This window comes from Arthrobacter sp. FW306-05-C, from assembly GCF_021801725.1.
In the GTDB taxonomy this organism is placed as follows: Bacteria; Actinomycetota; Actinomycetes; order Actinomycetales; family Micrococcaceae; genus Arthrobacter.
This window is the reverse complement of the sequence record NZ_CP084556.1, coordinates 4,170,648-4,195,040: the sequence shown is the minus strand read 5'-3', so window position 1 is coordinate 4,195,040 and position 24,393 is coordinate 4,170,648. Positions and strand designations below refer to the sequence as shown.

23 protein-coding genes are annotated in these 24,393 nt (G+C 64.5%); 5 read left to right on the top strand and 18 right to left on the bottom strand.

The genetic code is table 11. The features are described from left to right. Positions 1–5: 5 nt before the first annotated feature. From LFT44_RS19475 to LFT44_RS19460, 4 genes are all read right to left on the bottom strand, one after another. Positions 6–917, bottom strand: coding sequence for a carbohydrate ABC transporter permease (locus tag LFT44_RS19475; protein ID WP_236800169.1), 912 nt, complete (start codon positions 915–917; stop codon positions 6–8). A gap of 8 nt (positions 918–925) precedes the next feature. Then, positions 926–1,855, bottom strand: a complete 930-nt coding sequence (locus tag LFT44_RS19470) for a carbohydrate ABC transporter permease (protein WP_236800168.1) — start codon at positions 1,853–1,855, stop codon at positions 926–928. Continuing rightward, positions 1,852–3,312, bottom strand: coding sequence for an extracellular solute-binding protein (locus tag LFT44_RS19465; RefSeq protein ID WP_236800167.1), 1,461 nt, complete (start codon positions 3,310–3,312; stop codon positions 1,852–1,854). The genes LFT44_RS19470 and LFT44_RS19465 overlap by 4 nt, the downstream gene beginning before the upstream one ends. Positions 3,313–3,540: 228 nt before the next feature. Next, positions 3,541–4,584, bottom strand: coding sequence for a LacI family DNA-binding transcriptional regulator (locus LFT44_RS19460; RefSeq protein ID WP_236800166.1), 1,044 nt, complete (start codon positions 4,582–4,584; stop codon positions 3,541–3,543). Positions 4,585–4,791: 207 nt separating this feature from the next. On the opposite strand from LFT44_RS19460, the gene LFT44_RS19455 reads away from it, so the two are divergent. Further along, on the top strand, positions 4,792–5,709 hold the full coding sequence (locus LFT44_RS19455) for an intradiol ring-cleavage dioxygenase (RefSeq protein ID WP_236800165.1): 918 nt from the start codon (positions 4,792–4,794) through the stop codon (positions 5,707–5,709). A 13-nt stretch (positions 5,710–5,722) separates the two neighbouring features. Here the strand turns inward: LFT44_RS19455 and LFT44_RS19450 are convergent, their stop codons facing one another. Continuing rightward, entirely contained in the window at positions 5,723–5,989 is a 267-nt protein-coding gene (locus LFT44_RS19450; RefSeq protein WP_236800164.1) for a YciI family protein, read from the bottom strand. A gap of 53 nt (positions 5,990–6,042) precedes the next feature. Between LFT44_RS19450 and LFT44_RS19445 the strand changes: the two genes are divergently transcribed. Continuing rightward, on the top strand, positions 6,043–6,537 hold the full coding sequence (locus LFT44_RS19445) for a nucleoside deaminase (protein WP_236800163.1): 495 nt from the start codon (positions 6,043–6,045) through the stop codon (positions 6,535–6,537). Between the two features lie 169 nt (positions 6,538–6,706). Continuing rightward, positions 6,707–7,231 (top strand): YbhB/YbcL family Raf kinase inhibitor-like protein, encoded by a 525-nt coding sequence (locus tag LFT44_RS19440; RefSeq protein ID WP_236800162.1) that lies wholly within the window; start codon positions 6,707–6,709, stop codon positions 7,229–7,231. 80 nt (positions 7,232–7,311) lie between these two features. On the opposite strand, the gene LFT44_RS19435 is transcribed toward LFT44_RS19440, so the two are convergent. The 3 genes from LFT44_RS19435 to LFT44_RS19425 form a co-directional block, all read right to left on the bottom strand. After that, positions 7,312–8,244, bottom strand: a complete 933-nt coding sequence (locus tag LFT44_RS19435) for a 3-keto-5-aminohexanoate cleavage protein (RefSeq protein ID WP_142132304.1) — start codon at positions 8,242–8,244, stop codon at positions 7,312–7,314. A gap of 21 nt (positions 8,245–8,265) precedes the next feature. Further along, positions 8,266–9,030 (bottom strand): SDR family oxidoreductase, encoded by a 765-nt coding sequence (locus LFT44_RS19430; RefSeq protein ID WP_236800161.1) that lies wholly within the window; start codon positions 9,028–9,030, stop codon positions 8,266–8,268. Positions 9,031–9,134: 104 nt separating this feature from the next. After that, positions 9,135–10,193, bottom strand: a complete 1,059-nt coding sequence (locus LFT44_RS19425; RefSeq protein WP_236800160.1) for a LacI family DNA-binding transcriptional regulator — start codon at positions 10,191–10,193, stop codon at positions 9,135–9,137. Between the two features lie 580 nt (positions 10,194–10,773). Between LFT44_RS19425 and LFT44_RS19420 the strand changes: the two genes are divergently transcribed. Then, the gene (locus LFT44_RS19420; protein WP_442863690.1) at positions 10,774–11,973 is read left to right on the top strand and encodes an IS30 family transposase; all 1,200 of its coding nucleotides are present in this window, start codon (positions 10,774–10,776) and stop codon (positions 11,971–11,973) included. A gap of 82 nt (positions 11,974–12,055) precedes the next feature. Here the strand turns inward: LFT44_RS19420 and LFT44_RS19415 are convergent, their stop codons facing one another. Then, positions 12,056–13,000 carry an alpha/beta fold hydrolase gene (locus tag LFT44_RS19415; protein ID WP_236800158.1) on the bottom strand — a complete coding sequence of 315 codons (945 nt, stop codon included), beginning with the start codon at positions 12,998–13,000 and terminating at the stop codon, positions 12,056–12,058. A 189-nt stretch (positions 13,001–13,189) separates the two neighbouring features. On the opposite strand from LFT44_RS19415, the gene LFT44_RS19410 reads away from it, so the two are divergent. Continuing rightward, positions 13,190–14,239: an LLM class flavin-dependent oxidoreductase gene (locus tag LFT44_RS19410; protein WP_236800157.1), complete on the top strand. Its 1,050-nt coding sequence runs from the start codon at positions 13,190–13,192 to the stop codon at positions 14,237–14,239. Positions 14,240–14,326: 87 nt separating this feature from the next. Here LFT44_RS19410 and LFT44_RS19405 read toward each other — a convergent pair whose 3' ends face one another. The 9 genes from LFT44_RS19405 to LFT44_RS19365 all read right to left on the bottom strand — a co-directional run bounded on the left by LFT44_RS19405 (position 14,327) and on the right by LFT44_RS19365 (position 24,375). Next, positions 14,327–14,854 (bottom strand): YbhB/YbcL family Raf kinase inhibitor-like protein, encoded by a 528-nt coding sequence (locus LFT44_RS19405; protein WP_236800156.1) that lies wholly within the window; start codon positions 14,852–14,854, stop codon positions 14,327–14,329. Between the two features lie 100 nt (positions 14,855–14,954). Then, the gene (locus LFT44_RS19400) at positions 14,955–16,241 is read right to left on the bottom strand and encodes a metal-dependent hydrolase family protein (protein WP_236800155.1); all 1,287 of its coding nucleotides are present in this window, start codon (positions 16,239–16,241) and stop codon (positions 14,955–14,957) included. 33 nt (positions 16,242–16,274) lie between these two features. Beyond that, the gene (locus LFT44_RS19395) at positions 16,275–16,730 is read right to left on the bottom strand and encodes a GAF domain-containing protein (RefSeq protein ID WP_236800154.1); all 456 of its coding nucleotides are present in this window, start codon (positions 16,728–16,730) and stop codon (positions 16,275–16,277) included. Next, positions 16,714–18,261: a helix-turn-helix domain-containing protein gene (locus LFT44_RS19390; RefSeq protein WP_236800153.1), complete on the bottom strand. Its 1,548-nt coding sequence runs from the start codon at positions 18,259–18,261 to the stop codon at positions 16,714–16,716. Before LFT44_RS19390 ends, LFT44_RS19395 begins: the two co-directional genes overlap by 17 nt. Further along, the gene (locus LFT44_RS19385) at positions 18,254–19,336 is read right to left on the bottom strand and encodes a DUF917 domain-containing protein (RefSeq protein ID WP_236800152.1); all 1,083 of its coding nucleotides are present in this window, start codon (positions 19,334–19,336) and stop codon (positions 18,254–18,256) included. Before LFT44_RS19385 ends, LFT44_RS19390 begins: the two co-directional genes overlap by 8 nt. Next, on the bottom strand, positions 19,333–20,652 hold the full coding sequence (locus tag LFT44_RS19380; RefSeq protein ID WP_236800151.1) for a methylhydantoinase: 1,320 nt from the start codon (positions 20,650–20,652) through the stop codon (positions 19,333–19,335). Before LFT44_RS19380 ends, LFT44_RS19385 begins: the two co-directional genes overlap by 4 nt. A gap of 83 nt (positions 20,653–20,735) precedes the next feature. After that, on the bottom strand, positions 20,736–21,719 hold the full coding sequence (locus tag LFT44_RS19375) for an ABC transporter permease (RefSeq protein ID WP_236800150.1): 984 nt from the start codon (positions 21,717–21,719) through the stop codon (positions 20,736–20,738). A 10-nt stretch (positions 21,720–21,729) separates the two neighbouring features. Then, positions 21,730–23,256 carry a sugar ABC transporter ATP-binding protein gene (locus tag LFT44_RS19370; protein WP_236800149.1) on the bottom strand — a complete coding sequence of 509 codons (1,527 nt, stop codon included), beginning with the start codon at positions 23,254–23,256 and terminating at the stop codon, positions 21,730–21,732. Positions 23,257–23,352: 96 nt separating this feature from the next. Further along, positions 23,353–24,375, bottom strand: a complete 1,023-nt coding sequence (locus LFT44_RS19365) for a sugar ABC transporter substrate-binding protein (RefSeq protein WP_236800148.1) — start codon at positions 24,373–24,375, stop codon at positions 23,353–23,355. Between the last annotated feature and the right edge of the window lie 18 nt (positions 24,376–24,393).

The window sequence follows — 24,393 nt, the reverse complement described above, 5'->3', positions numbered from 1 at the left end:
CTGGGTTATTTGCTGGCGCCGGCCGTCAGGCCTTCTCGCAGGGTTCGTTGGCCGAAGATGAAGACGACCAGTGCCGGCAGCATGGACAGGATCACGCCGGCGAGGACCACGGAGATGCTGCCGGTTCCGAGGTTGCCTTGGAGCGTGACCAGGCCGAGGGGAAGGGTGAAGTTCTGTTCGCTGATGGTGAGGATCAGTGGCCGGAAGAACTCGTTCCAGTGGAAGTTGAAGGCAAGGATCCCGACGATGGCCATGCCGGGGACCGCCAGGGGAACGTAGACCGAACGGAAAATCCGCCACGGCCCGGCTCCATCCAGGGCGGCTGCTTCGGCGAAGTCGTTTGGCAGGCCAAGGAAGTACTGGCGCATCAGGAAGGTTCCGAATGCTGTGGGAATGGCAGGCAGGATCAGGGCCAGCAGTGTGTCGGACAAGCCCAATCCCCGGATCAGCATGAACACCGGGACGATGGTGACCTGCACCGGGACCATCATGGTAGCCAGCACCAGCGAGAAGATGGCGTTTTTGCCGCGGAAGTCCAGGCGGGCGAAGGCGTAGCCGGCCAGGGTCGCCGACGCCATCTGGCCAAGTGCGATCAGCCCGGTCACCAGGGCGCTGTTCAGGACCAGGAGGCCGACATTGATCTGCTTGAACACTTCCTGGTAGGCGGTGAAGTCAGGGTTGATGGGCAGGAAGGACGGCGGCAGGTTGAAGGATTCCGACGGCGTCCGCAGCGAGGTGGACAAGGTCCACAGGACAGGGCCGAGGGTCAGCGCCGCTGCCACGGCCAACGCCGCGTATCTGCCGACGGTGCCCGCTGCGGGCAGGCGGCGGCTGCGGGAGGGCCTAGGGGTGATCGGCGTTTCGGTGATGGAACCGGAATGCTTGCCGGTCCCGGTCTGCAAAGTCTGGCTGGACATGGGGGACCTCACTGGTAGAAGACGAAGCGGCGGCTAAGGCGGAATTGCAGGGCGGTGACGGCAAGGATCAGCACGGTGAGTACCAGGCCGATGGCAGAGGCTTTGCCGAACTCCAGCTGCTGGAACGCGGATTCAAAGATCACCATGACGGCGGTCCTTGTGGAGTCGCCGGGACCGCCGTTGGTCAGGACGTACGGCTGGTCGAAGACCTGCAGGGCACTGATGATGGCCATGACAGAGGCCACGAGCACAGTGGGGCTGATCAATGGAAGAGTCACATTGCTGAACTGTTTCCAGCCCGTGGCGCCATCCAGGTTCGCTGCTTCGTGCAGTTCTTTCGGGATGTTGGTGAGGGCGCCGAGGAAGAGCAGGAAGGAGAACCCGAAGTTCTGCCAGACGTAGACCAGGACAACGACGGCGGCAGACGCCGCGGGACTTGTCAGCCACGGCACAGCGGGAATCCCGACGAGCGACAGGAGCCAGTTCACCACGCCGAACTGTTCGTTGAACATGTACCGCATGAAGATGGACACCGATGCGGCGGACAGGACCAGAGGGAAGAAGAAGGTGGAACGGAGGAACACCCTCAGCCAGGACGGCATCCTGGCCTGCAGCATGGAAGCCAGGCCAAGGGCGATGCCCAGTTGAAGGATTACTGCAACAACTACGAACCCGATGGTGTTCAGGAAGGACACCCGCACGGTGGGGTCCTGTGCCAGTGAGGCGAAGTTGGCGAAACCGACGAACTGCGGCGCGGAGATGATGTCCCAGCGGAAGAAGGCCAGGACCAGCGAAGCGATGATCGGCAGGAACGTGAAAAGGGCCATCCCGAGCACTGTGGGAGCAAGGAAGATCCTCGCCAGCCATCGCTCGACAAAGGAGCGGCGCACGGCCGGTGGTTTCACGGTTTGCCGTGGGGCGGCGGAAGTGGTGGTCATGAGTTCCTCCTCAGAGCCAGTTCAAGGTCGCGCTGCAGGTTGCCCATCGCTGCCCGGACATCGGCGGAGCTGCCGCTGACCGCGGTGGAGACGTTCTTCATCAGGGCAGTCTCGACGGCGGCCTGCTGCGGCGGGGCGGGGATCGGGCCGGAGGTGGGGAACCTGTCCAGGGTGTCGTAGAAGACTTTCCAGTGCCGGGGCCCAGTGGCGGCGTAGAAGGACTCGTTGACCATCGAACGGCGGGTGGGTGTGGTGTTCGGTTTCGGAATCGCCAGCTGCATCGCTTCGCGGCTGGAGCAGAACTTCACCCATTCCCACGCAGCGTCCTTGTCCTTCGCCGTGCGCATGATCGCGTAGCCGGCAGCGCCGAACTGGTGCCGCTGGGTCCGCCAGCGCGGGAAGAACTGCACATCGAACTGGTCGGCGGTCATCCCGGCCTCATGCAGGCCCTGCGCCCAGTAGCCACCGGCCGGAGTGGTGCCGATCCGGTTGTTGCCGAACAGACCCACCAGGGCATTGCCGCCCCCGGATTCGGGCCGCACGCCGAGTCCCTCGGCGACGAGCTCGCGCAGGTAGTCGAAGGTTTCGACAACCCGTCCGTCCTCGGCGTTGGGAGCCAGCCACTGATACCCGCCGCCGCGGGTGCCACGGGCAGGATCGTTGGGGTAAAAGCGGTCCCAAAGCCAGTCCCCGCCGGGAGCCTTCGTTTCGGACAGGAAGCTGGTGTCGTTGGCGTAAAGCCACGGCACAACCCCGCCGAAAAGCCGGTTGGTCCAGTAATAGGGGGTGAAATCAGCCGGGCGCGCCTTGCGCAGGGCCCGCAGGGTGGCGCTGAAGTCGTCCTTCGTCCAGTCGTCTTTTGGCCGCTCAAGCCCGGCCTGGGCGAAGGTGGTGGTATTCAGGTACATGTTCGCCGCGTTCCAGTCCAATGGAAGCTGGTACAGGCTTCCCTGGTACATGAAGGCTTCCAGCAGGCTGGGATGAACGTCGTCAAAGTAATCGCTCATCGCCGCGGCGTCCCGGCGGACATAACTGTCCAAAGGTTCAGCCAGCTTGTCGGCGAAGAGCTGGGCACCTTCGGTGGCGACATAGACGACATCCGGGGGTGTTCCCGCAGCAACCATGGTCAGGATCTTGGAAAAGAAGTCCTTCCAGTCCGCACCTTGAATCGCCTGCAGTTGCACTGGGATGTCGGGGTGTGCGGCGGTGAAGGCCTGGATCAGGCCCTGTCGGCCCGCGGCATCTGCTGCCGTCCCCAGGATGGCGATGTTCAGGGCCTTGCTGCCACGGCCCGGGATGTCAGCGCCGGTCAGTCGCGGCCAGGCCCCCACGGTGGCACCCGCCAGGGCGAGTCCGCTCAAGCCCAGCATGGAACGGCGGGTGAGTTGTGAAAGCTTGCTGCTGGACAGCAGCGAATGCGAAGGGGCTTGTTGCCCCGGTGTCTTTTCAGACGTCATTGTCGGCTCCTCCTAACACGTGTTAAGTAGGTTAGGAGTGGTACCTAACACGTGTCAAAAGCTTTTTCATCCGTTACTTTGTGAGGGCGGGGAAGGGGATAGCCGGGAAACGGCTTACCTGTAGGCAGGGGAAAACTAGCTCAGTGCCGTCGGGGCGGCCGGATTGGGGAACCCGCCCGGGATTCTGAAGAGTGTCAGCTGAAGCGGGGGCGCGGGGGTCTTGCCCTATCAGGAAGCAGGGGGAGCGCCAGTAGATGCCCGGGTGATGATCCGGCAAGGCACCAGGATGGTTTCGCCCTCATGCTTCTCTGCCGCGGGCGCTTTTCCTTCGACCTCATCCAAGAGCATCGACATGGCCGTTGCTCCGATTTCGGCGTGCGGAAGTGCCACGGTGGTGAGGGCGGGAACAAGGTTGGCGGCCACGTGCTGCTGATCGTCGTATCCAACAACGGACAGATCCTGGGGGACACGCAGCCCTGCGGCTGCCGCATACAACAACACGCCGGTGGCTACCCTGTCGTTGGAGCAGATGATCGCCGTCGGCCGGTCTCCGCCGCTCAGCACAGCGGACGCAGCCCGGTAGCCGTCATCGATGTCCCAGCCGGTCAGGTGGACGCGTTGTTGTTCGCGGCCTAGTCCGGCTTCTTCCATCGCTTCGCGGTAACCCTGTTCGCGCTGCGGGGCGGCAGGTGAGCTGAGGGTCCCCGTTAGCAGGGTGATGCGGCGGTGGCCCAGGTCGATCAACAGCTGGGCGGCTGCACGTCCACCGTCGACCTCTGCAGGTATGACCGAGCGGAACGGGGAGGCGGCGTCAGTGCAGTTGGCAAGTATCGCCGGCAAGGTACGCATCGTTGCCGGGGTGGTCACTTCGCGCAGGCTGCCAGTGGCGTACATGATGCCGTCCACCTGCCGGTGCGCGAGTTGCTGTGCCGCAGTGCTTTCGCGGGACACGTCGTGCTCTGAATCAATAACAAGGACCATGTATCCCCGGGCAAGGGCCGTGCGGGAGGCGCCGCTGATCAACCGGCCTGCGAAGGGGCTGGTGACGATGTCATCCGTGATGACACCGATAGTTGACGTTTGTTGGTTGCGCAGGCTTACGGCAACTGAATTGGGTGTGTAATCCAGTTCTGCCGCAGCGCGGAGGACGCGCTCTTGTCGTTCCGCGGTGACGTTGCCCTGGGCCCTGCCATTGAGCACAAGCGATACAGCGCTGCGGGACACTCCTGCCCGCTTTGCCACATCCAGTGCGGTCGCCTTACGTTTGGCCATGCTCATTCCCCTTGCCTCTCGGACCAGCTTAGCTAACTCGTGTGAGGGACTCTTGTCGGGATGCGGTACCTCAAGCGCAGGCAAGCTTCGGCCCCGCTTTCGAAGCCGCCCGCCAGGCCGTCCGGAAGAGCCTCGATGAAACCGACTCACAGCACGGGCACAGCGATAACCAGTGCGGGGCATATCTGCGCGGGGTCTCCTTGGATCATGAACACTTCACGCACACCCCGCCAGTCCGACTCTGACCAGCCGCATCCCGATCACGACCGGGGCCTGGAGTTCGACTTGAACACCCTGGTGAGCCGCAGGTCCCTGGGACTGTTCCTGGGGGCAGGCGGTGCGGCCGCCGCGCTCGCCGCCTGTACCCCGGCCGGAAACACGAGTGCCACCTCGTCGGCCACCTCTACGGCTACCGCCGCTGCGTCGTCCTCCGCTGCTGGCTCTGCCACGGACGCCGCCACAACCACGCCAACCCTGACGCGCGCCATCGCCGAGTGCGGCGTGGAAATCCCCCAGGAAACCGCAGGCCCCTACCCCGGCGACGGTTCCAACGGACCGAACGTCCTGGAAGCGTCCGGAGTGGTGCGCCGGGACATCACTTCGAGCTTCGGAACCGCGTCCGCCAAGGCCGAGGGCGTACCGCTGACGTTCACGCTGACCCTCCTGGACGATGCCAACGGCTGCACCCCGATGGCCGGTGCCGCGGTGTACGCGTGGCACTGCGACCGGGACGGGAAATACTCGATGTATGACTCCAGCCTGAAAAGCGAAAACTACCTCCGCGGCGTGCAGGAAGCCGATGCCAACGGGCAGGTCACGTTCACGTCCATCTTTCCCGGCGCCTACTCCGGGCGCTGGCCGCACATCCACTTCGAGGTGTTTGAGGCGATGAACAATGCAACGGCTGCCGGGCAGGTACTGGCCGTCTCCCAGATCGCCCTGCCGCAGGCAGCCTGCGACGACGTGTACGCCACCCCCGGGTACGAGCGCAGCATCACGAACATGACCCGCACAACGCTGAAGTCGGACAATGTGTTCGGCGACGACGGCGGCATCTACCAGTTGGCAACGATGACCGGTTCAGCCGCGACCGGTTATACGGCGGGGCTCAACGTGACCGTCTGATGCCGCGCTTTGCCTAGCCGAAGTGCACGGCGTTCCATTCCAGGAGCCGTGGCTCGGCCAGCCCTTCCGTCACGAAAGGGTCTCCGGCGACGAAACGTTCGGCTTCCTGATGCGACGTGAAAATTCCCATCGAGCTGGCAGCCGGATCCGGAGTCCCGAATGCTCCCAGAGCCACCAGGCCGCCGCCTTCGGCATGGAACGCCTCGTAGTAGGCCTTGTGGCGGGGGAAGGTCTCCATGATCCGGGAGCGGTCGACGCCCTCCCGCACTGTGTACAGCACCACACATTCCATGCGGCAGAACTTACCACTTGGGCTCATGCAAGAATGACCGCATGACCCATCCAACTGAGCCGTCCGCCGTGGAATCAGAAGCGCAGACAACCTTCGACCCCGCCTTCGAAGCCGCTTACCAGGCTGCCCAAAAGAGCCTCAAAGAGGGCGGTATTCCGATCGGGGCCGCCCTTGCCCGAGACGGTGTGGTCATCGCGAGCGGGCACAACGAACGCGTCCAGAGCGGCGACCCCATAGCGCACGGGGAGATGTCCGCGCTGCGTGCGGCCGGCCGGCAGAAGAGCTACCGGGACACCACGCTCTACACCACCCTGGCCCCGTGTGCCATGTGCGCGGGAACCATCATCCAGTTCAAGATCCCGCGCGTCGTGGTGGGGGAGGCGAGAACGTTCGACGGCGAGTTCGACCTTCTGCGCTCGCGCGGCGTTGAGGTGGTGGTCCTGGATGATCCGCGGTGCGTTGACATGATGCGTAGATTCCAGGAGGACAACCCGGACCTGTGGGCTGAGGACATTGCGGAGGAGCCCGCCGGGTAGGGCTGTTGCTTGCCGGCGCCGTCCCACCGGGCTCCAGGGCATCAGCGGTTCCACTCCAAGGAATCGAATTCATCCACTGGACTGGGCGTTAGAGTGTGCAGCAGGCAATCCGTTCCAACCGCGTAATGCCGGCAGTTCCCATCCCGTTGTCAGGAGAGGTAATCAAGAGATGCCCCACGATCCGTATGCCGCACTTCCCCAGCTTCCTGAATTCTCCTTGTCCAGCCCAGAGATCCAGGACGGGCAGGCGCTCCCTGCGGCCCAAGCGAGCGGGAAGATGGGAGTCGACGGCGGAGAAGACCGGTCTCCGGCACTTGCCTGGGAGGGGTTCCCGCCGGAGACCAAGAGCTTTGCCGTGACTGTCCTGGACCCGGACGCTCCCACCGGCAGCGGGTTCTGGCACTGGGCAGCCTTCAACCTGCCGGCGTCCACTACCTCCCTTCCGTCGGGTGCTGCCGAGGCCGGCCTGCCCGGGCCTGCGGTGCAACTGATGAACGACGCCGGCTTCCGGGGCTTCGTGGGCGCGGCTCCTCCTGAAGGACACGGTCCCCACCACTACCACTTCGTGGTTCACGCAGTGGATGTTGAACAACTCGACATCCCTGCCGATGCAAGCCCCGCCTACCTCGGCTTCCAGCTCTTCAGCCAGGCCATCGGACGGGCCCGGCTCACCGCCACATTTGAAGTCCAATAACGGAACAGCCGGCCACATTCTGCAGGCGCAGCCGGAGAATGTGGCCGGCCCCGAAGGGCGTCCCGAACACGACGTACCGGTCAGAATCCGACGTTGTCCCTGCCCTTGAGGCCCAGCATCTGGCGGGCTTCATCAGGCGTTGCAATTTCAAAGTTGAGGGCTTCGAGAATGGTGCGGATGCGGGTGACCTGCTCGGCGTTTGAGCGTGCCAGCTGGCCCGGGCCGATCCACAGCGAGTCCTCAAGCCCCACCCGGACGTGGGAGCCCATGGCTGCGCCGATGGTGGCAAGCGGCATCTGGTTCTTGCCGGCGCCAAGTATGGACCACTGGTAGTCGTCGCCCAGGAGCCGGTCCGCGGTGCGCCGCATGTGCATCAGGTCCTCGGGATGTGCCCCGATGCCGCCAAGCAGGCCGAAAACGGACTGGACGAACAGCGGTCCCTTGGCCAGGCCGCGGGCATGGAAGTGGGCCAGGTTGTTCAAATGGGAGATGTCGTAGCATTCAAATTCGAAGCGGGTCCCGTTGGCATTGCCGATCTCCAGGATGGTCTCGATGTCCTGGAACGTGTTCTTGAAAACCAGGTCGCGGCTTTTGACCAGCCCTTCGCGTTCCCACTCGTGGGTGAAGTCCTTGAACCGGTCCAGCATCGGGTACAGCCCGAAGTTCATGGACCCCATGTTCAGCGAGGCAAGCTCGGGTTTGAACAAGGCCGCCGGCTGCATGCGTTCTTCGACGGTCATGTGCGGCGATCCGCCGGTGGTGATGTTGATGACCGCGTCCGTGTTCCGCTTCAGCTTGTCCAGGATCGGCTCGAAATGCTCGGGATTCTGCGAAGGGCGCCCGTCCCGCGGATCGCGGGCGTGCATGTGCACGATGGCCGCACCCGCTTCAGCGGCGCCAATGGCCGCATCGGCGATTTCCTGCGGCGTCACGGGCAGGTGTTCGGACATGGAGGGGGTGTGGATGGCGCCGGTAACGGCGCTGGTGATGATGACCTTGCGTGTTGCTGCCATGGGACGTTTCCTTTCGGGGTCTTAGTAGAGCTTTTCGGTGTTTCCGTCGACGGCCAGGGCCTGGCCGTTGACGTTGCGCGCCATGTCGCTGGCCGCGAAGAGGGCCATGTTGGCGATGTCTTCGGCTTCAATCAGCCGGCCCAGCGACGACTGGCTGCGGTACAGGGCGGAAACGGTGTCCACGGGCTCGCCCAGCATTCCCGCTTTGGCCGCGATTACCGCATCGATACGCGGACCGTTGACGGCGCCGGGGCAGATGGCGTTGACCCGGATTCCCTCTGCCCCGAGCTCGATGGCGAGGGTCTTGGTCAACCCGACCACTGCCCACTTGGATGCCGAGTAGGCGCTCCGCCCGGCCATGCCCAGGCGGCCGGCCGCCGAGGAAAGGTTGATGATTGATACCCCCGGTGCCGAGCGCAGGAGCGGCAGGGCGTGCTTGATGCAGTAGAACTGTCCGTGGATGTTGACGTCGAACGTCGCCTTCCAGGCCGCGCTGTCGAGGGATTGGATGGGGCCCGTTGGTCCGGCTATGCCGGCATTGTTCACCAGGACATCGAGGCCGCCGAATTCCTCATGGATCATTGCCATGAGGTCCTGGACCTGTGCCTCGTCCGATACATCGCTGACGGCGGCCCGGAATCCTTCGGCACGCGCTTTTTCGACGGCGTCGGGGTCGATATCGGTTACGAAGACCTCCGCTCCGTGGGCCTTGAATTTGGTGGCGATTGCCAGGCCGATGCCGTTGGCGCCGGCAGTGACCAAGACGCGTTTTGAGCTGAAGTCCATGATGCTTCCTTTGTTGAGGGGCCGGTGGGCTGCCGGGGTGCCCTGGCGCTTCTTCGCGCCGTGTTTTGGCATGAGTGACAGCCGTGCCGATGGTGAGGGTGGGGTCATGCGGGCGCTGCGTTACACCCGCAGGTCCTTCCTATGTCGATACGGTGAGGACAAATCAAAGAGCTGTAGGTGTTGGACGGGGACTCGATCCTGCGGAGCAGCATGGCGAATGCCTCCTGGGCCATCTCCTGCTGCGGCTGGACGATGCTCGTCAGGTTGATCAGCCCGGAACGGCTGTGGGCCAGCCCGTCGCAGCCCGCAACCGCCACGTCCTCGGGAATGCGCAGGCCCCGGGCAAGCGCGTACTCCATGACGCCGATGGCGAGTTCGTCGCTGCCGCACACCACGGCCCGTGGCGCCCCGGCCGAAGAAAACAGCCGTTCGGCTGCGAGCCGGCCGCCTTCGTTATTGACGCGCGTGCTGATTTTCCACTCGCCACTGATGGTGACGCCGGCAGCAGCGGCAGTGCGGACAAAAGCCTGTTCACGGGTGAGGGACGCCGTGGAGAAGCGCGGTCCAACCACGGTGGCGATCTCCCGGTAACCATGGCCCAGCATGTGCTCCATCAGCAGGGCTGCCGCGGCATCATCGTCAATGCCGACGAAGTCGCCCTGTAGAAAGTCGGCCCTTCTCGACAGGCATACGTAGGGGATCCGGGCCGCCCGCAGCGTGCGCAGGGCGGTTGCGTCCTCCCGCAACGCGGCAGCGAGGATGACGCCGTCCACGTTGCGGTTTGCCAGTGTCGCGGTGACCTGTGCAAGTGTTGCGGCGTCGTCCTGCGTGGTTGCCACAAACACCTCGTGTCCGGACTCGGCGGCAGCGGAAATGATGCCCTGGGCCCAGCCGGGATACATGGGGTTGATGATGTTGGGCAGGATCAGCCCAACCACGCGGGTCCGCAGTGGATCCGAAGACGAAGATGACTTACGGGGCCTGAACCCCAACTCATTCGCCACGCCGATGATGTGGCGCCGGGTTTCCACCGACACGCCACCCTTGCCGTTCAATGCATAGGACACGGTGGCAGGGGAAACGCCCGCTGCGCGGGCAACGGCCGCGGCAGAAACCGGCGCGGGGCGGGGCACGGACGTTCTGTTGACTTTATGGCCGCTCACAACCGTCCCCTCTCCATTGACGTGCACCCACGGTTCTTGTGACGTCAATTACAGTAGGAGGGCGCTTCAGCGTTAAGCAACGTTAAGTAGTCCAGCGGTCCTTTTGCCGGAAGGTACGACGGCGGCGGCGGGGCTTGGGTTCTAGTGGTCGTTGCAACACCCCTTAGTTTTGGGAGTTGCAACGACCATGTCGTCTTTAAGCGAGGGCAGGACCCCTCGACGGAGCTATACCTCCGGGGAAAGGGAAGGGTTCTTCCGGGCACTGGCAAGCGCGGGGAGTGTTGCTCTTGCCGCGGCTGAGCTCGGGCTTAAACCGTCGGCGTGCTACCGGTGGCTGCGTGAGGCGGGAATATCTGCCGGCACCATAAATGGCGGGAATGTCCGTGGGGCGAGAGTAACCCCGGAGGTGAAGGCAGCGTTCTTCAAGGCTTTGGCGCGTACCGGTAGCACTACGGTTGCCGCTGCCGAACTGGGGTTGAGCCGTCAAACTTGTTACAAGTGGACCCAGAAGGCCGGGCTTGCGCGGAAACGCACGGAAGGCCCCAGCCGTGAGGATTTCCGCAAGCTCCGCGAAGCTGGAATGACACGCCGGGAGGCTGCCAAAGAACTGGGCATTAACCGGTGCACGGCCCAGGAATGGGACAACGGGGTCAGAAGGACACGGAACGGGCGAATCTACCGTGATGGCCGCCGGGTCGATTACACCAGTGGTGTGATGACACTGACCACCGACGAAGCGATCACCGATTCTGGCGCGTTTCCCGCACTTGCGGCCTTGGAGAAACCACTGGATGCCAGATTCCTGACTTTGCAGGACCGGGAACGGATTGCTGACCTCCGCGCTGCCGGCACACCGGTCCGGAAGATCGCCAGGGAGCTGGGCCGGTCCGCCTCGACCATCAGCCGGGAACTGGCCAGGAACAGTGTCAACGATGGGAAGTATTACGCCTATGCAGCCCAACGTGCCGCGACCGCCCGGCGGCCCCGGCCCAAGGACAGCAAGCTGGTCACTCACCACCGGTTACGAAAGTATGTGAAGAAGAAGCTGCTTCGGCGCTGGTCACCGGAACAGATCAGCAACAAGCTGATCAGGAAGTTTCCCAACGACCCGGAGATGCGCGTGAGCCCAGAAACGATCTATCAGGCCCTCTACTTCCAGGCCCGCGGAGGACTCAAACGTGAAGTCCAGGCAGCTCTGCGCACCGGCCGGACGCGCCGTAAGCCTCACAAGGACCCCCAGCAGCGGCAGCCCCGCTTCGCTGACCCTATGGTGATGATCTCCGAACGCCCACCCGAAGTTGAAGACCGCGCCGTTCCAGGACACTGGGAAGGAGACCTGATCACCGGGGCAAGCAACCAGTCCGCCATCGCCACCCTCGTTGAACGCACCACCAGATACGTCATGCTCGTCCATCTGCCCGGAGACCACACCGCCGAAACCGTCCGTGATGGCCTCATCGCCACGATGAAGACACTCCCCGAACACCTCCGAGGCTCCCTGACCTGGGACCAGGGCGCGGAAATGGCAGCCCACAAATCCTTCACCATGGCCACGGACATGCAGGTCTACTTCTGCGACCCCGCCAGCCCCTGGCAACGCGGCTCCAACGAAAACACCAATGGCTTGCTGCGCCAATACTTCGAAAAAGGCACGGACCTATCCATCTATGGCCCCGAAGACCTCGAACACGTCGCCCAAGAACTCAACAGCCGACCACGCAAAACGCTCGGCTGGGACACCCCAGCCGAGCGTCTGCGTGATCTACTAATGACCACATAACACCAGCAGTGTTGCAACGACCCCTAGAAACCGCCGGGTGGGTGCCGGCGTCGTACCTTCCGTGAGAGGTGCCTGGGGACCGTCAGGTGCCGGCTACCCGCTGGATGAATTCGACCGTCTCGCGTTCGGTTTCGGCGCGGGTGGTGGGTTCGTTGTGCACTTCGTGCCGGACGCCGGGGAACACGCGGGTGCGGACGTCCGCGTGGCCGGAATCTGCCAGGCGGTTCGCCACGTGGTAGGCCCCTTCGCCGTAGTTGGTGACGGGGTCCTGGTCGCCGGCAAGGATCAGGACGGGCAGTTCCGCGGGGAGCTGTTTGTACCAGTCGTCGGAGTTGACCTGGTCGTAGAGGTCCACGAAGCCCTGCAGGAACCGTGCGCTCAGCGGTGTCCCGAAGTTGTTGAAGGGGTCCCTCCCGTGGTCGGCAACGACGTCCGCGTCCAGTGCCACCCAGGCCGTGGGCCCGGCACCGTCTCCAAGGCGGCCCAGGAAGCCGTCGAACAACTGGGCCACCAGTTCCTGGGGCGCGGGCTCCGCCGCGCTCTCACCAGAGGCAAGCCGGGCCAGTGCCGGCCGGTCGATCATTTTCTCGATGCCGCGCATTTGGGCGGCGATCCCGCAAAGAATCAGGCCCGAAAGTTGCGCTCGCGGGTCGGTGGCCAGGCCGCGGGCAATCATGGATCCCCAGCTGTGGCCGAACACGGCGTAGGGAAGGTGGGGGAGCGCTTCCCGGGCCTTGGCCTGGAGGGTGACCTCATCGGCGACCACCACGCTGGCGGCGTCGTCTCCGGCGTCGCCCCAGGTTCCCTGCTGCATTGCCGTGCGCCCGTGCCCGGAGTGGTCGCCTGCCACCACGATGAATCCCGAATCCACCAGGGTGGAAATGAGGTGGAGGTAGCGGCGGGAATGCTCGCCCAACCCATGGATCAGCTGCACGACCGCCTTGGGCTCCCCGATGGGCTCGTAGACCCACGCCTGGATGGTGTCGCGGCCGTTGGCTGACGTGAACTCGATTTCCTGCAGTGACATGTAGACAGTTCCTCCCGTGCCGGCGCCGTCGCCTGCTCGAGCCGAGCTTAACCCGAGTGCGGACAGCACCGTCAAGGTCTTCGTCCCGTGCGTTTCGGTTAGGTCCTGGCCGGGAGAAATGTTGGTTCATCCGCGGGCCCTCCGCCTAGTCTGAAAATCAGCCACATCCCCGACTCTTGAAGGAAGCCGATGCCGCATCCCACAAGCCCCCTCCGCAAGCTTGGCTTCCTCACCATCGGCCTGTTCGATCCCGCCAGTCCGGCCGCGGGCCACGAGTCCACGTTGGGGATCATCGAACTGGGGGAGCGGCTGGGGTTTGACAGCGCCTGGCTGCGCCACCGGCACCTGCAGTTCGGGATCTCTTCGCCCGTGGCGGTGATGGCCGCGGCGAGCCAGCGGACCTCCCGGATCGAGCTGGGCACTGCAGTGACGCCGCTGGGCTGGGAAAACCCGCTCCGCCTGGCCGAGGACCTGGCCACGGTGGACCTGCTGGCCGGTGGGCGCATCAATCCCGGCGTCAGCGTGGGGGAGCCGATGCAGTACGACACCGTGAAGCATGAGCTGTACCCGGACACGGCGGATGCGGAAGACTTCAGCTACTCCCGGGTGGAGCGGTTTGCCCGTCTGGTAGCCGGGGAGCCGGTGCGGGAGTTCTCGGGCAAACAGGGCGTGGTGGAGGAGTTCTCCAACCGGGTAGAGCCGCATTCGCCGGGGCTGCGGCAGCGGCTTTGGTACGGGGCGGGCAGCACGAAGTCAGCGCTGTGGGCCGGTTCGAACGGCTTCAACCTGCTCTCCAGCAGCGTGATCTTCCCGGACAAGGACCAGGATCCGGACTTCGCCCTGGTCCAGCAGTCACAGATCCGGGCGTTCCGGGAGGCGGCTTTGGCCTCGAGGCATGCTCAGGCGCGGGTGTCGCAGGGCCTGGTGGTGATCCCCACCGACTCGGCGTCCCCTGCCCAGCGAAAGAAGTACCAGCAGTACGTCGACGAACGTACTCCGCGCACAGCTGCCCCGCAGGGGCCTCGTGGCATGATGTTTGCGCGTGACCTGATCGGCACCAGCGAGGAGGTCGCTGAGCAGCTGTACGCACACGCCGGTTTTCAGGAGGTGGATGAGGTTGCGTTCGCACTGCCTTTCAGCTTCGAGCACGAGGACTATGTCCAGATCCTTACCGACATTGCCGGAAAGCTGGGGCCAGCCTTGGGCTGGACTCCGGGGAGCGATCACTCGGCGTCGTAGGCGGCGGTCTTGCCGTGTCCATCACCACGTGAAACGCGCAGGTGCACGCCCGGAACCGGACGTGCACCTGGACCGTGCGGAATGGGGTCAGGGCTGCTCGTAAGTACCGACCAGCCGTGCGCGGCCAATGCCGCGCGAAAAGATGTTGAACCCCAGGTAGGCGGGGCTGGCTTCAGCGGGGACGTCGAGCTTCTCCACATCCAGCGCGTGTACAACCACGTGGTAGTGGTGCACGCCGTGGCCTGAGGGCGGCGCTGCGCCCACGAAGCCGGGGAAGCCTGCGTCGTTCGCCAACTGCACAGCACCCTCGGGAAGCCCGGTCTCCGCTGCACCGGAAGACAGGGAGGTGGTGGACGCCGGCAGGTTGAAGGCAGCCCAGTGCCAGAAACCGCTTCCGGTGGGCGCGTCGGGGTCCAGGACGGTGACCGCAAAGCTCTTGGTCTCGGCAGGAAAGCCTGACCACGACAGCTGCGGGGACCGGTCCTGGCCGCCTTCAATGCCCATCTTGCCGCTGCGCTGTGCCGGGGAAAGCGTCTGACCGTCCTCGATGTCGGCGCTGGTCACCTGAAATTCCGGAAGCTGGGGAAGTTCCTTGTAAGGGTCACGGGATGTCATTACGTCTTGTTCTCCTCGTTAATTGGTTGACGGCCCAAGTATTCCCCAAAGGGTGGGTTGATGGGCTCCGGTGATGGTGTCTGGGCGGTGGTCTCTGCTGTCACGCGGAGGCGCCGCTATAGGCCTGGTCCACCATGGCAGGACCGGCCGGAAGGCTACCGGAGGGGACAACGCGGCCGGCTTTGATGACGGTGCGATTCCGGCTCCCGTCCCAGAGCACTGAGGGCTCCTCGAAGGGATCGCCGTCCAAAATCACCAAGTCCCCGGACGCCCCCTCCGCGATCCGGCCCAGGTCTTCGCGCCGGAGCAGTGCCGCGTTCGTTGAGGTCGCAGAGCGGAGCGCGTCGTAGACACCCAGCACCTCGCACTGCAGGCGAAGCCCGGCCAGCTGTTCATCCTCAAGCTCACCCATGAGGTCGGTGCCAAAGCCAATCCGGACCCCGGCGTCGCGCGCCAGAGTGACGGCCTTCTTGCCGGCGGCCAGGACTTCCTGGTTCTTGCCGGCGCCCATCTCGGTAAGGCCGATTTCGGCTCCGCGGCGGCCCATAGCGTCGTACGTCACCAACGTGGGCACGAGGTAGACGTCGTGCTCCGCCATGAGCTGGGCGGTTTCAACATCCAGGAGGTTGCCGTGTTCGATGCAGCGGACCCCGTTCAGCACAGAATGGCGGATGGCTTCCGGCGAGTAGGCGTGCGCCGTGACGTAACTGCCACGCCGCGATGCCTCTTCTGTGACCACTCGGATCTCGGCTGCGTTGTACTGCGGCACACGGAGCGGATCCACCGGGGAGATCACCCCTCCGGAGGTCATCAGCTTGATGGCGGTGGCGCCGGTCCGGAACCGGTGGCGCACCGCCAGCAGCAAGTCCTCAGCGCCGTCCACCACCTCGCACATGTGGCCGCCATGAAAGCAGCTTCCGTCGTTCGCAGCGCGGATGTCGCCGTGACCTCCGGTCTGGCTCAGCGCGGGACCGGTAAAGAAGTAGCGTGGACCGGCATACAGCCCTTCCTCGATAGCGGTTGCAAGGCCTATGTCACCCCCAGCCACGTCCCGGACTGAGGTGAAGCCCCTGACGAGCGCGGCCTCAAGTCTGCGGGCACCTGCCAGCGCGGAGTAGCTCAAGGGGCCGGTTTCGTTGATGGCAGAAGTCAGGCTGAGCGCATAGGCATGGAAGTGGGCATCGATGAGGCCGGGAATAACGACCCGGCCGCCCGCGTCGACGACGGTTTCTACGGCGGACCCGGCGCCGCCGCCTGCTTCGGCGTCGCCTATGGCGGTGATCCTGCCATCCCGGACGATGATGGAGCCTTCAACGAGTACGGCTGATTCGCCGTCGAAGATCCTGGCGTTCCGTATGCTCAGGTTTCCCTCAGAGTTAGGGATCATGTGCAGTGTTTCCTTCCTGTTCCAGGACGCAGGCTAGCTGGTGGCTGCCAGAGCATCTTCGAGGAGCCGGACAGAGCGTGACGCCACCTCTACGGCGGCGTCCACGGAAGACTGGTCATAGCTGCCTTCAGGGGCCAGGAAGTTCATGGAGCCGATGGTGCGGCCGCCGCTCACCACCGGAGCATTGACAATCGCGCCGCACCCCAGCGATTCGATGGTTCCGGAGTCGAAGAAGAAAGCCTTGACCGCATCCCGGTCAGCGCCCAGGAACGGCTGCTGGCCGATCAGGACCTGCTCCAGCCAGACCGGATTGGTGTCTCCCGCGAGGGTCTTTTTTCCGCCAATCGGGTAGACCTCGGGGTGCGTGGTGTAGATGCGCGCCATGCTGGTGCCTTCGTCGGCGATGACGGAGGCGGTGAAGAGACGGACGCCCACGGTGTCCCGGGCGGAAGCGTAGACGTCGTCGAAGGATTCAAACTGGGAACTCATGGGAGTCCTTTCTGGTTTCGTGGGGATCTTTGAAAGTTTGTTTCTCGTGTGCCGCAGCCCGCAGTACGTTGAGGATTAGGTGGACGGACAGCAACTCGGACGGATTGTCCAAGGGGACGCCGAGCTCCCGGGCACGGCCCAGCCGGGCCTGGAGGGTGTTGCGGTGCACATCGAGCGCTGCCGCAGCGAGGCTGACCGAGCTGCGGTGGTCAAGGAACGCCGCTGCCGCAGCCACTATCGCGTCCCTGTCAGGACTGGCCACTAGCCGTGGCAGGGTCAGCTCAGCCACCAGTGCCACGGCGTCCTGATCCACGAATGCGGTTGCGGCCGCTACGCCCAGGCCGGCGAAGCCCAGGACTGTGCCCTGTCCAGCAGACTGGGCGGAGACAGCTGCCAGCCGCGCCTCCTGAATGACGGACGGAAGCGGCGGAGCCTCCTCCGCCCAGCGGGACAGCCCGGCCACCAGGCCCAGCTCGGCCAGGGCAGGACGGAGCCGTGTCTTGAGCCGTAGTTCGAGCTGTGCAACAACTGACTCGTGGGCGGCCGGAACAACCGCCAGCCAGCCGCCGTCGACCTTCGCCAGGGGGCTGCGTGCAGGTATCTTTCGCCAGAGCAGCCTCAGCACAGCTGTCAGGTCGGGACTAGATGTGTTGGAGTCACCATGGCAGATCCATACGGCCACGTAGCGTTCGTGCCGGCGCCATCCCAGCTGTGAGAGGAGGTGCCGGTGGTCTTCCTCAAAGGTTGCGCCGGAAGAACCGCGGCTTTGGTTCAGGCCGGCCAGCGCCGCGGTGGGGACGGCACGGGCCGCGTCCCGGGAGTCGCCCATCAACCATGCGGCCTTGACGGAAGGGGCAGCCACTTCCAGGATTGAACGGACCAGCCGCAGGTTATGGACACCGGAGGCGGGTACGCGCGCGGTGAGGGCGGAGGGGACGGCGGCGTTGGCAGCCCCCACGTCAACCGTGATGACCTCGGCCTGGTCCCGCGGGTCCATACCGGCTGAGGCGAGGACCACGCCGTCGTATTCCAGCGAGACGCCCACCCCGTCCAGTTCCCCGGAAATGGTACTGAGCACGTCAGTCAGCGTGCTGTCCTTGGCCACCGCCCGGGCGAACCGGGCGAGCTCGGCATCCACCACGGACAGGGCGGCGCCGATCTCGGCGGCCAAGGCCAACGCGACTCCGGCAGGGTTTCCTTCCGACGCCAGGAGGGTGATTCCCAGCCGTTCAGCCAGGCCGATGACGGCGCTGGAATAGGTGCTTCCGGCCACGACGACGGCGCTGGCCCGCCGTTCCCAGGCATGCCTGAGGGCGGCGGATACGAGCCATCCACCAGAGCCCATTTCTGCAGACAGGACCACAACCGTATTCGGCCGCACCCGCTGGATCGCCTCAAGCTGGGAGACCAGAACGACGCTTTCGATCACTGCGCTGGCGGGGGTGAGGTACAGCGGCGTGGTGCCTCGCAGCGACCCGTGCGCCAGCAGCCCCGCAACGTCGAGCCGGGTGTCCTTCATCGGCCTAACCATGACGCCGCCTCGGATGCTTGAGCGGGATGCCGAACGCCGCCGGTTCGGCCAGGTCCAGCCCCGCCTCCGAATACCATTGCGGGGCGGCATTGAGTTTGAGCACATCCACCACATTGCCCACCCGAAGGTCTTCCAGGCTGGCCACAGAGCCGTGCTCGGAGTTGAGCAGGGTCACCATGTCGGGGACAGCTGCCGCTACGGCACCGTCCACGAGCACCAGCAAAATCTCATTCTGGATCTCCAGCCGGATGATCTGCCCGGTGGTTTCATCCGCCAGCGTCACACTCGAGGGTTGGGCCGGAAGGCCCAGGTCGGTTGGGCGTGAAAGGCCTTCGATGTGGCTCACCCGTGCCCGTGCAATCCGGGTCACGCCCAGGAAGTCGGAAAGTGACAGGAATTTGCTCTCAGCCGATGTGTCGGCGTCGAGGATCTGACCTATGCGGATCATGCGGCTGACGGATCCGTGGACCCCGTGCTCGTCCAGCTGCCGTGCGGAGCATGGATACATCACGGTGGCGGCCCAACCACCCAGCTCGGTGACGAGTGCGCGGACCAGCGTCTCGGCGCGCTGGGGATCAGCTGCCTCCACCACGGCGCGCTCGCCGGTTACTCCCATAAGCGCTATGGGGCCGATAGCCACCCCGCCGATGTTCAAGGTGGTCTGGCTGATGAGCGGAAAGACGCGCCCCATGGGATCGGAGTCGACCACAGGAAGGGAGGACTGCAGCCCCACCATCAGCGGAATGATTCCGTTGATGTTGGCAGCGGCGAGTGAATAGATTGCCTCCACTTTGCGCCCGAGCCTGGTTTCGATCGCCTCGATACAGCCGGTGAATTCGTCACCTACGGGTGGCATATCAGCAATGAACAAGCCTTGGGTCACCATGCCGACAGCCACCACCAGGGCGTCCGGGGCGAGCTCATCCACGGTGATGAGCTCCACGGACCTGTCCTGCATTGCCTCCTGGATCATGCCGGCGTAGACGTGGATGGCGGTGGGATCGATGGCGCAGGCCAGGAAATGGGCGCCGGTCCGGAGGTGCTCCACGTCTTCGGCCGTGAGGACCGTGCTCATGCCGTGACCCCGAAGGCTCGGGCGGCCAGGGTCATTTCCTCAGAATTGGACGTCCCACCGGCAGCCCGGACCCGGATCCGAACGATTCCGGGGTTTCCGTAAGGCATGGCGAAGACGTTCGATTCGATGATGCGGGTGTCTGTAGGGCTGGCACCCAACTGCACTACAGCCGAGCCAGCTTCCTCTTCAGCCCGGTGCTGAACCCGCTGCAGTTCGGCCTGTCCGCTGACCCTCTCGAGCCTGTCGATCCACGCTGTCAGCGGTGTAGCGGCGCAGCCTATGAGGCTCAGGTCCGGGACACCCGGAAGTGTTGGCAGCAGGCCGTGTTCAGGCGGCGTGTTCTGGCTGGTGCGGATGTCGACGACCACTGACGGGATGTCGGGCCGGACCGGATGGTTGGCCGTGTACGGTTCCACGATCGCGGCGTTGCTGGCGAGGCTTGCTTCATAGCTTTGCCGGATAAGGCTGTGCGCGACAGGCAGGCCGCTACGGATGGTGCCCACACTGACACCCTCGTCGGTGCAGACAACCACTTCGCCGTCGCACAGCCCGCCCAGCGTTGCCGCGCCGAGGACCGCCATGGCAGGTTCCGGGCGGAGCGCATGCACGGGGGCTACCGCCAGCCGCGCCAGGGGCGCCCGGCCGCCGTCGTTCCTTGCATAGGACAGCGCGGCGGCGGGGAAGTGGCGCCTCCCGGCCTCTTCCAGCATTGCCGCCAGCTCTTCGCCCGATTCCATCAGGGCGCTGTTAAGGACGGCTGTGTAGGCACGGTCACGGAACACGCTCGAGTAGAAATCACTGGAGATGCTGATCCGCATATCGCTGTTGTTGGACAGGATGGCATCCGCGATGCGGGTTTCGTGCTCGGCGGAGGCGGTAGAGCCGACGGCGGTGATGGCCACGTTCCGCATGCCCCCGGACAGGATGGAGGGCAGTTCCAGCAGGAACTCGCTAAGGCCCAGCGGTGCCAGCGGCCGTCCCCGCAGGTCGTGGCCGCCGCGGACATGCACGGTCCGGGTGACTGCAGGCTCAATGCTCGCCGGCAACCTCGTGTTGTGGAACTGGTCAGCCGGAGGGCGGGGAGAGATGTGGACAGCCATGACGTCTCCCGGCTGGGCCGCGGCAAGGACGCGTCCGACGTCGGCCGTTACGTCTGTGATCAGGCTTCCGAACTGCAGGCGTAAGGAGGACAGGACGCTGTCCAGTGCGTCAGCCAGGTTGCCGGCCTGCCGCTGTTCCGCCACCGAGACGACGGAGCGTCCCTCCAGGACGAGCGCCCGGCAACTGCTGCCTTGGAGCATCAGTCCTATCCGCATTGCCGGGCCTCCAGTTCAGGTTCCTGCCGGGCCCCAGCCCCGCGATACATCCATGTCATATCTCTAGGGTCCACCCTGGACGGTCATCTGGTGGATTTGCGGAAGAACAGTCCGTCGGCTGCTACGGCCAGCAGGATGAGGACGCCCGTGACCACTTGCTGGTAGGTGGTATCCCAGTGCAGCAGGTTGAAGCCGTTGCTGATGACGGTGAGGATCATGACTCCCACGAAGGCCCTCCACATGGCGCCCTGCCCGCCCAGGATGCTGGTGCCGCCGATGACCACAGCGGCGATGGCGGTGAGTTCGATGCCGATGGCCATGGCCGGCTGCGCCGAGCCCGCCCGCGAGGCCAGGATCATTCCAGCCATTGCCGAGCACAGGCCGCTGATGGCGAAGACCGCAACGTGGATGGAGCCGGTCCGGATGCCGCTGAGGCGGGCGGCTTCCTGGTTGCCGCCTACTGCGTAGATCCTGCGTCCGAATGTGGTGCGCCACAGAACGATGCCCAGCACGGTGGTCATTGCCAGCATCAAGACTGAACCAGCGGTGAGGCCGAAGAGGCTGGGCCAGGTCCAGGTCTGGAAGGAAGCGAGCTGCTCAGGCAGCGGTGCAACAATCGCGCCGCCGGTGATCACGATCGCCAGGCCCCGGTAAATGATGCTCACCGCCAGTGTCCCGATGAACGAATTGACCTTCGTGCTGACCACGATCAGCCCGGTGATCGTCCCCAGTAGGGCACCCACCAGCAACGCCCCGAAGAAACCGGCCGCAACGCCGAAATGCTGGGTGATCATCACGCCCGAGATGGCGGAGACCGCGAGGGTGGCGGTCGAGGAGAGGTCAAAGACCCCGCTGATGATGCACAGCGTGGCTGCCGCGGCGAGCAGGCCCACCACGGCGGCCTGGTCAAACAGGTTGATGAAGTTGCGGCCCGTAAGGAACGTTCCGGTGTTCAGGGCCAGGAACAGCATGATGGCGGCCAGGCCAAAAACGATCCCGAAGTCTTTGAAGTTCAGATTGAATTTTTTCCCTGCCGTCGAGGGCACGGCAACTGACGTTGTGGTCATGTGGATTCACCTATTTCAGAAAAGCGGAAGTCATGACTTCGTCGCGGGAGGCGTTTCGGTCGAACTCGGCAACGATGCGCCCGTGCCTCATGACATGGATACGGTGGGACAGGCCGAGCACTTCCTCGAGCTCGGAGCTGACCACGATGACTGCTGTGCCCTTGGCGGCCAGTTCGACGATGATGCTGTGGATCCGGGCCTTGGCGGCGATGTCCACTCCCCGGGTGGGTTCATCCACCAGGAGCACCGCCGGAGGGTCCAACAGCCATTTGGCGAAAAGTGCCTTCTGCTGGTTCCCGCCGGAAAGGTTGGCTACCGGCTGACCCGGGCGGGCGCCGCGCAGGTCAACGGACTTGCTGACGTCCTTGACGGCCGTCCTTTCCCGCTGGGCCTTGACGAAGCCGGCCCAGGAGCGTGCGGGCAGGGTGGAGAGGGCGATGTTCTCGGCCACCGGGCGGGACATGACCAAACCCTGTTCTTTCCGCGACTCGGGAATGAGGGCGATACCGGCTTTGATGGCGTCCCTGATGGAGCTGGGGCGGATGCGGCGGCCGTTGATTTCGACGTGGCCGCCGGTGGTCCGGTCTGCACCGAAAACGGCGAGGAGGGTTTCGCTGCGGCCGCTGCCCACCAGCCCGGCGATGCCCAGGATCTCCCCGCGGCGGACCTCAAAAGATATGTCCTTGACCTTGGCACTGGTCAATCCGGCTACCCGGACAACCGTCCCGGCTTCGGACGGAACCTGCGGAACGTCCGGGATGAGGAAGTCGACCTCCCGGCCCACCATGAGCCGCACCAGCGACTCCGGCGTATGGCCGGCGGCCTCTTCGGTGACGATGTGCTGTCCGTCGCGCAGAATGGTCACCCGGTCCACCAGTCCCAGGACTTCCTCCAGGTAATGGGAGACGATCAGGACGGTGGTTCCGGTGCGGGCCAGCCGTTTGACGACCTGCAGGAGTTTTTCCTTTTCCGCCTCGTTAAGGACTGCTGTGGGTTCGTCCATGCACAGTACCTTCGCCCCGCGGGCAAGGGCTTTCAGGATTTCCACCTGTTGCTGTTGTCCGATGGGCAGGTTCCCCACCGTCGCCCTCGGGTCCAGCTCAAAACCGGTCTCTTCCAGCAGCCGGGCAAAGTGCTCGCTGTCCCTGTTGGGGGAGAGGAGGCTTCCCCTGTTCGACCAGCGGCCCAGGAAGACATTCTCCAACACTGACAGATTGGGGATCAGCGCCAGCTCCTGCGAGATAAGGGAAATCCCGTGTGAGATGGCGTCCCGGGGTGTCGTGATCCTGACCGGATGTCCGTCCAATTCCATGGTGCCGGAGTCCGCTGTGATGGCACCGCCCAGGATTTTGAGCAGCGTGCTCTTTCCTGCGCCGTTTTCCCCCATGATGCCGTGGATCTCCCCGGGGATTACCGACAGCGTGACGTCCTTCAGCACCTGCGTTGCACCATAGCGCTTGCCGATCCCGGAGACGGTGATTTCGGGGGCGGTCCTCCGGCTGGCATGTCCGGGTTTTTCCGACTGTTCTATAGCCATGTTGACCTCTGGAAATGGAAGGGAACTTAGGGCCAGGGTCCCCGGGGCCGAAGCGGTGAGGCTGCGGCCCCGGGGTTCCCCCGGAAGGGGGGTGGGCTAGTCCGAGTACTTCGAGACGTAGTTCAGGGAATCCAGTGCTTCCTTGGTGCCCTTGCCGTTGTTGGGGGAGAGGCTTGCTTCGTCGATGGCGGTGTCCACCTGCTTGCCCCGCGCCTTGGCGAGCCCCAGTTCGGTGGCCTTGGCGCCGTTGGCCACGACGTCGCTGACATAGATGGAGAACCATTTACCGGGCCGGACCGCTTCCACGTTGGAAACGGACGCGCCGTTGCCGATGAACTTGATGTCACTCTTCCCGGCGGCCGCTGCGGCTCCGGTGATGGCCTGGGATGCGCCAATCACCACGTTGACGTCAGGGGTCGCCTGGGAGACGTTCTGGAACGCCTGCCGGCCGCTGTCCTGCGTGTAGCCGCCTTCCACGCTGGCCACGAGTTTGATCTTCGGATCGGTGGCCAGTTCCGCCTTCACGGCCTCGGTCCGGGCGTTGTCCAGGGGCAGGGACTTGAAGCCTTCAAGGTAGGCCACCTTGCAGGTATCGCCCGGCACCTGGGCGCAGGCTTCCTTGCCCATTTCGCCGAGTATCTTGCCGTTGCGGGTGGGGAGGTCCACGATGCTGATGGCACCGGGAATCTGCGGCTGGATGGTGTCGAACTTGGGCCCGATGACCGAGAATTCGACCACCACCGTGATGCCCGCCTGCACGGCCTGGGTCAACGGTGCGATGAGGGCCTGGTTGTCATTGGCCTGTACCACGATCACCTCGAACTGCTTGGAGGTGACGGCGTCCTGGATCTGCTGGACCTGGGTCTGGGCGTTGAAGTTGGAGTCCACGAAGGTGGCGCTGGCGTTGTTGGCTTTGGCCGCCTGTTCCACCCCGAGGTACGTGCCCTGGGCAAAGCCGTTGGATTTGGCGAAACCGAAGAATCCAACGTTGAGTTTCTGGTCTGCCTTCGCAGCCACTGCTTCTGCGGTGCTGCTCTGGGCCGGTGGGGTGCATGCGGAGGTCAACAGGGCAAGGCTCATAAGGGCCATCGCTGCGGCTGGACGTTTGGTGATTTTCACGGTCAATCCTTTCAATGC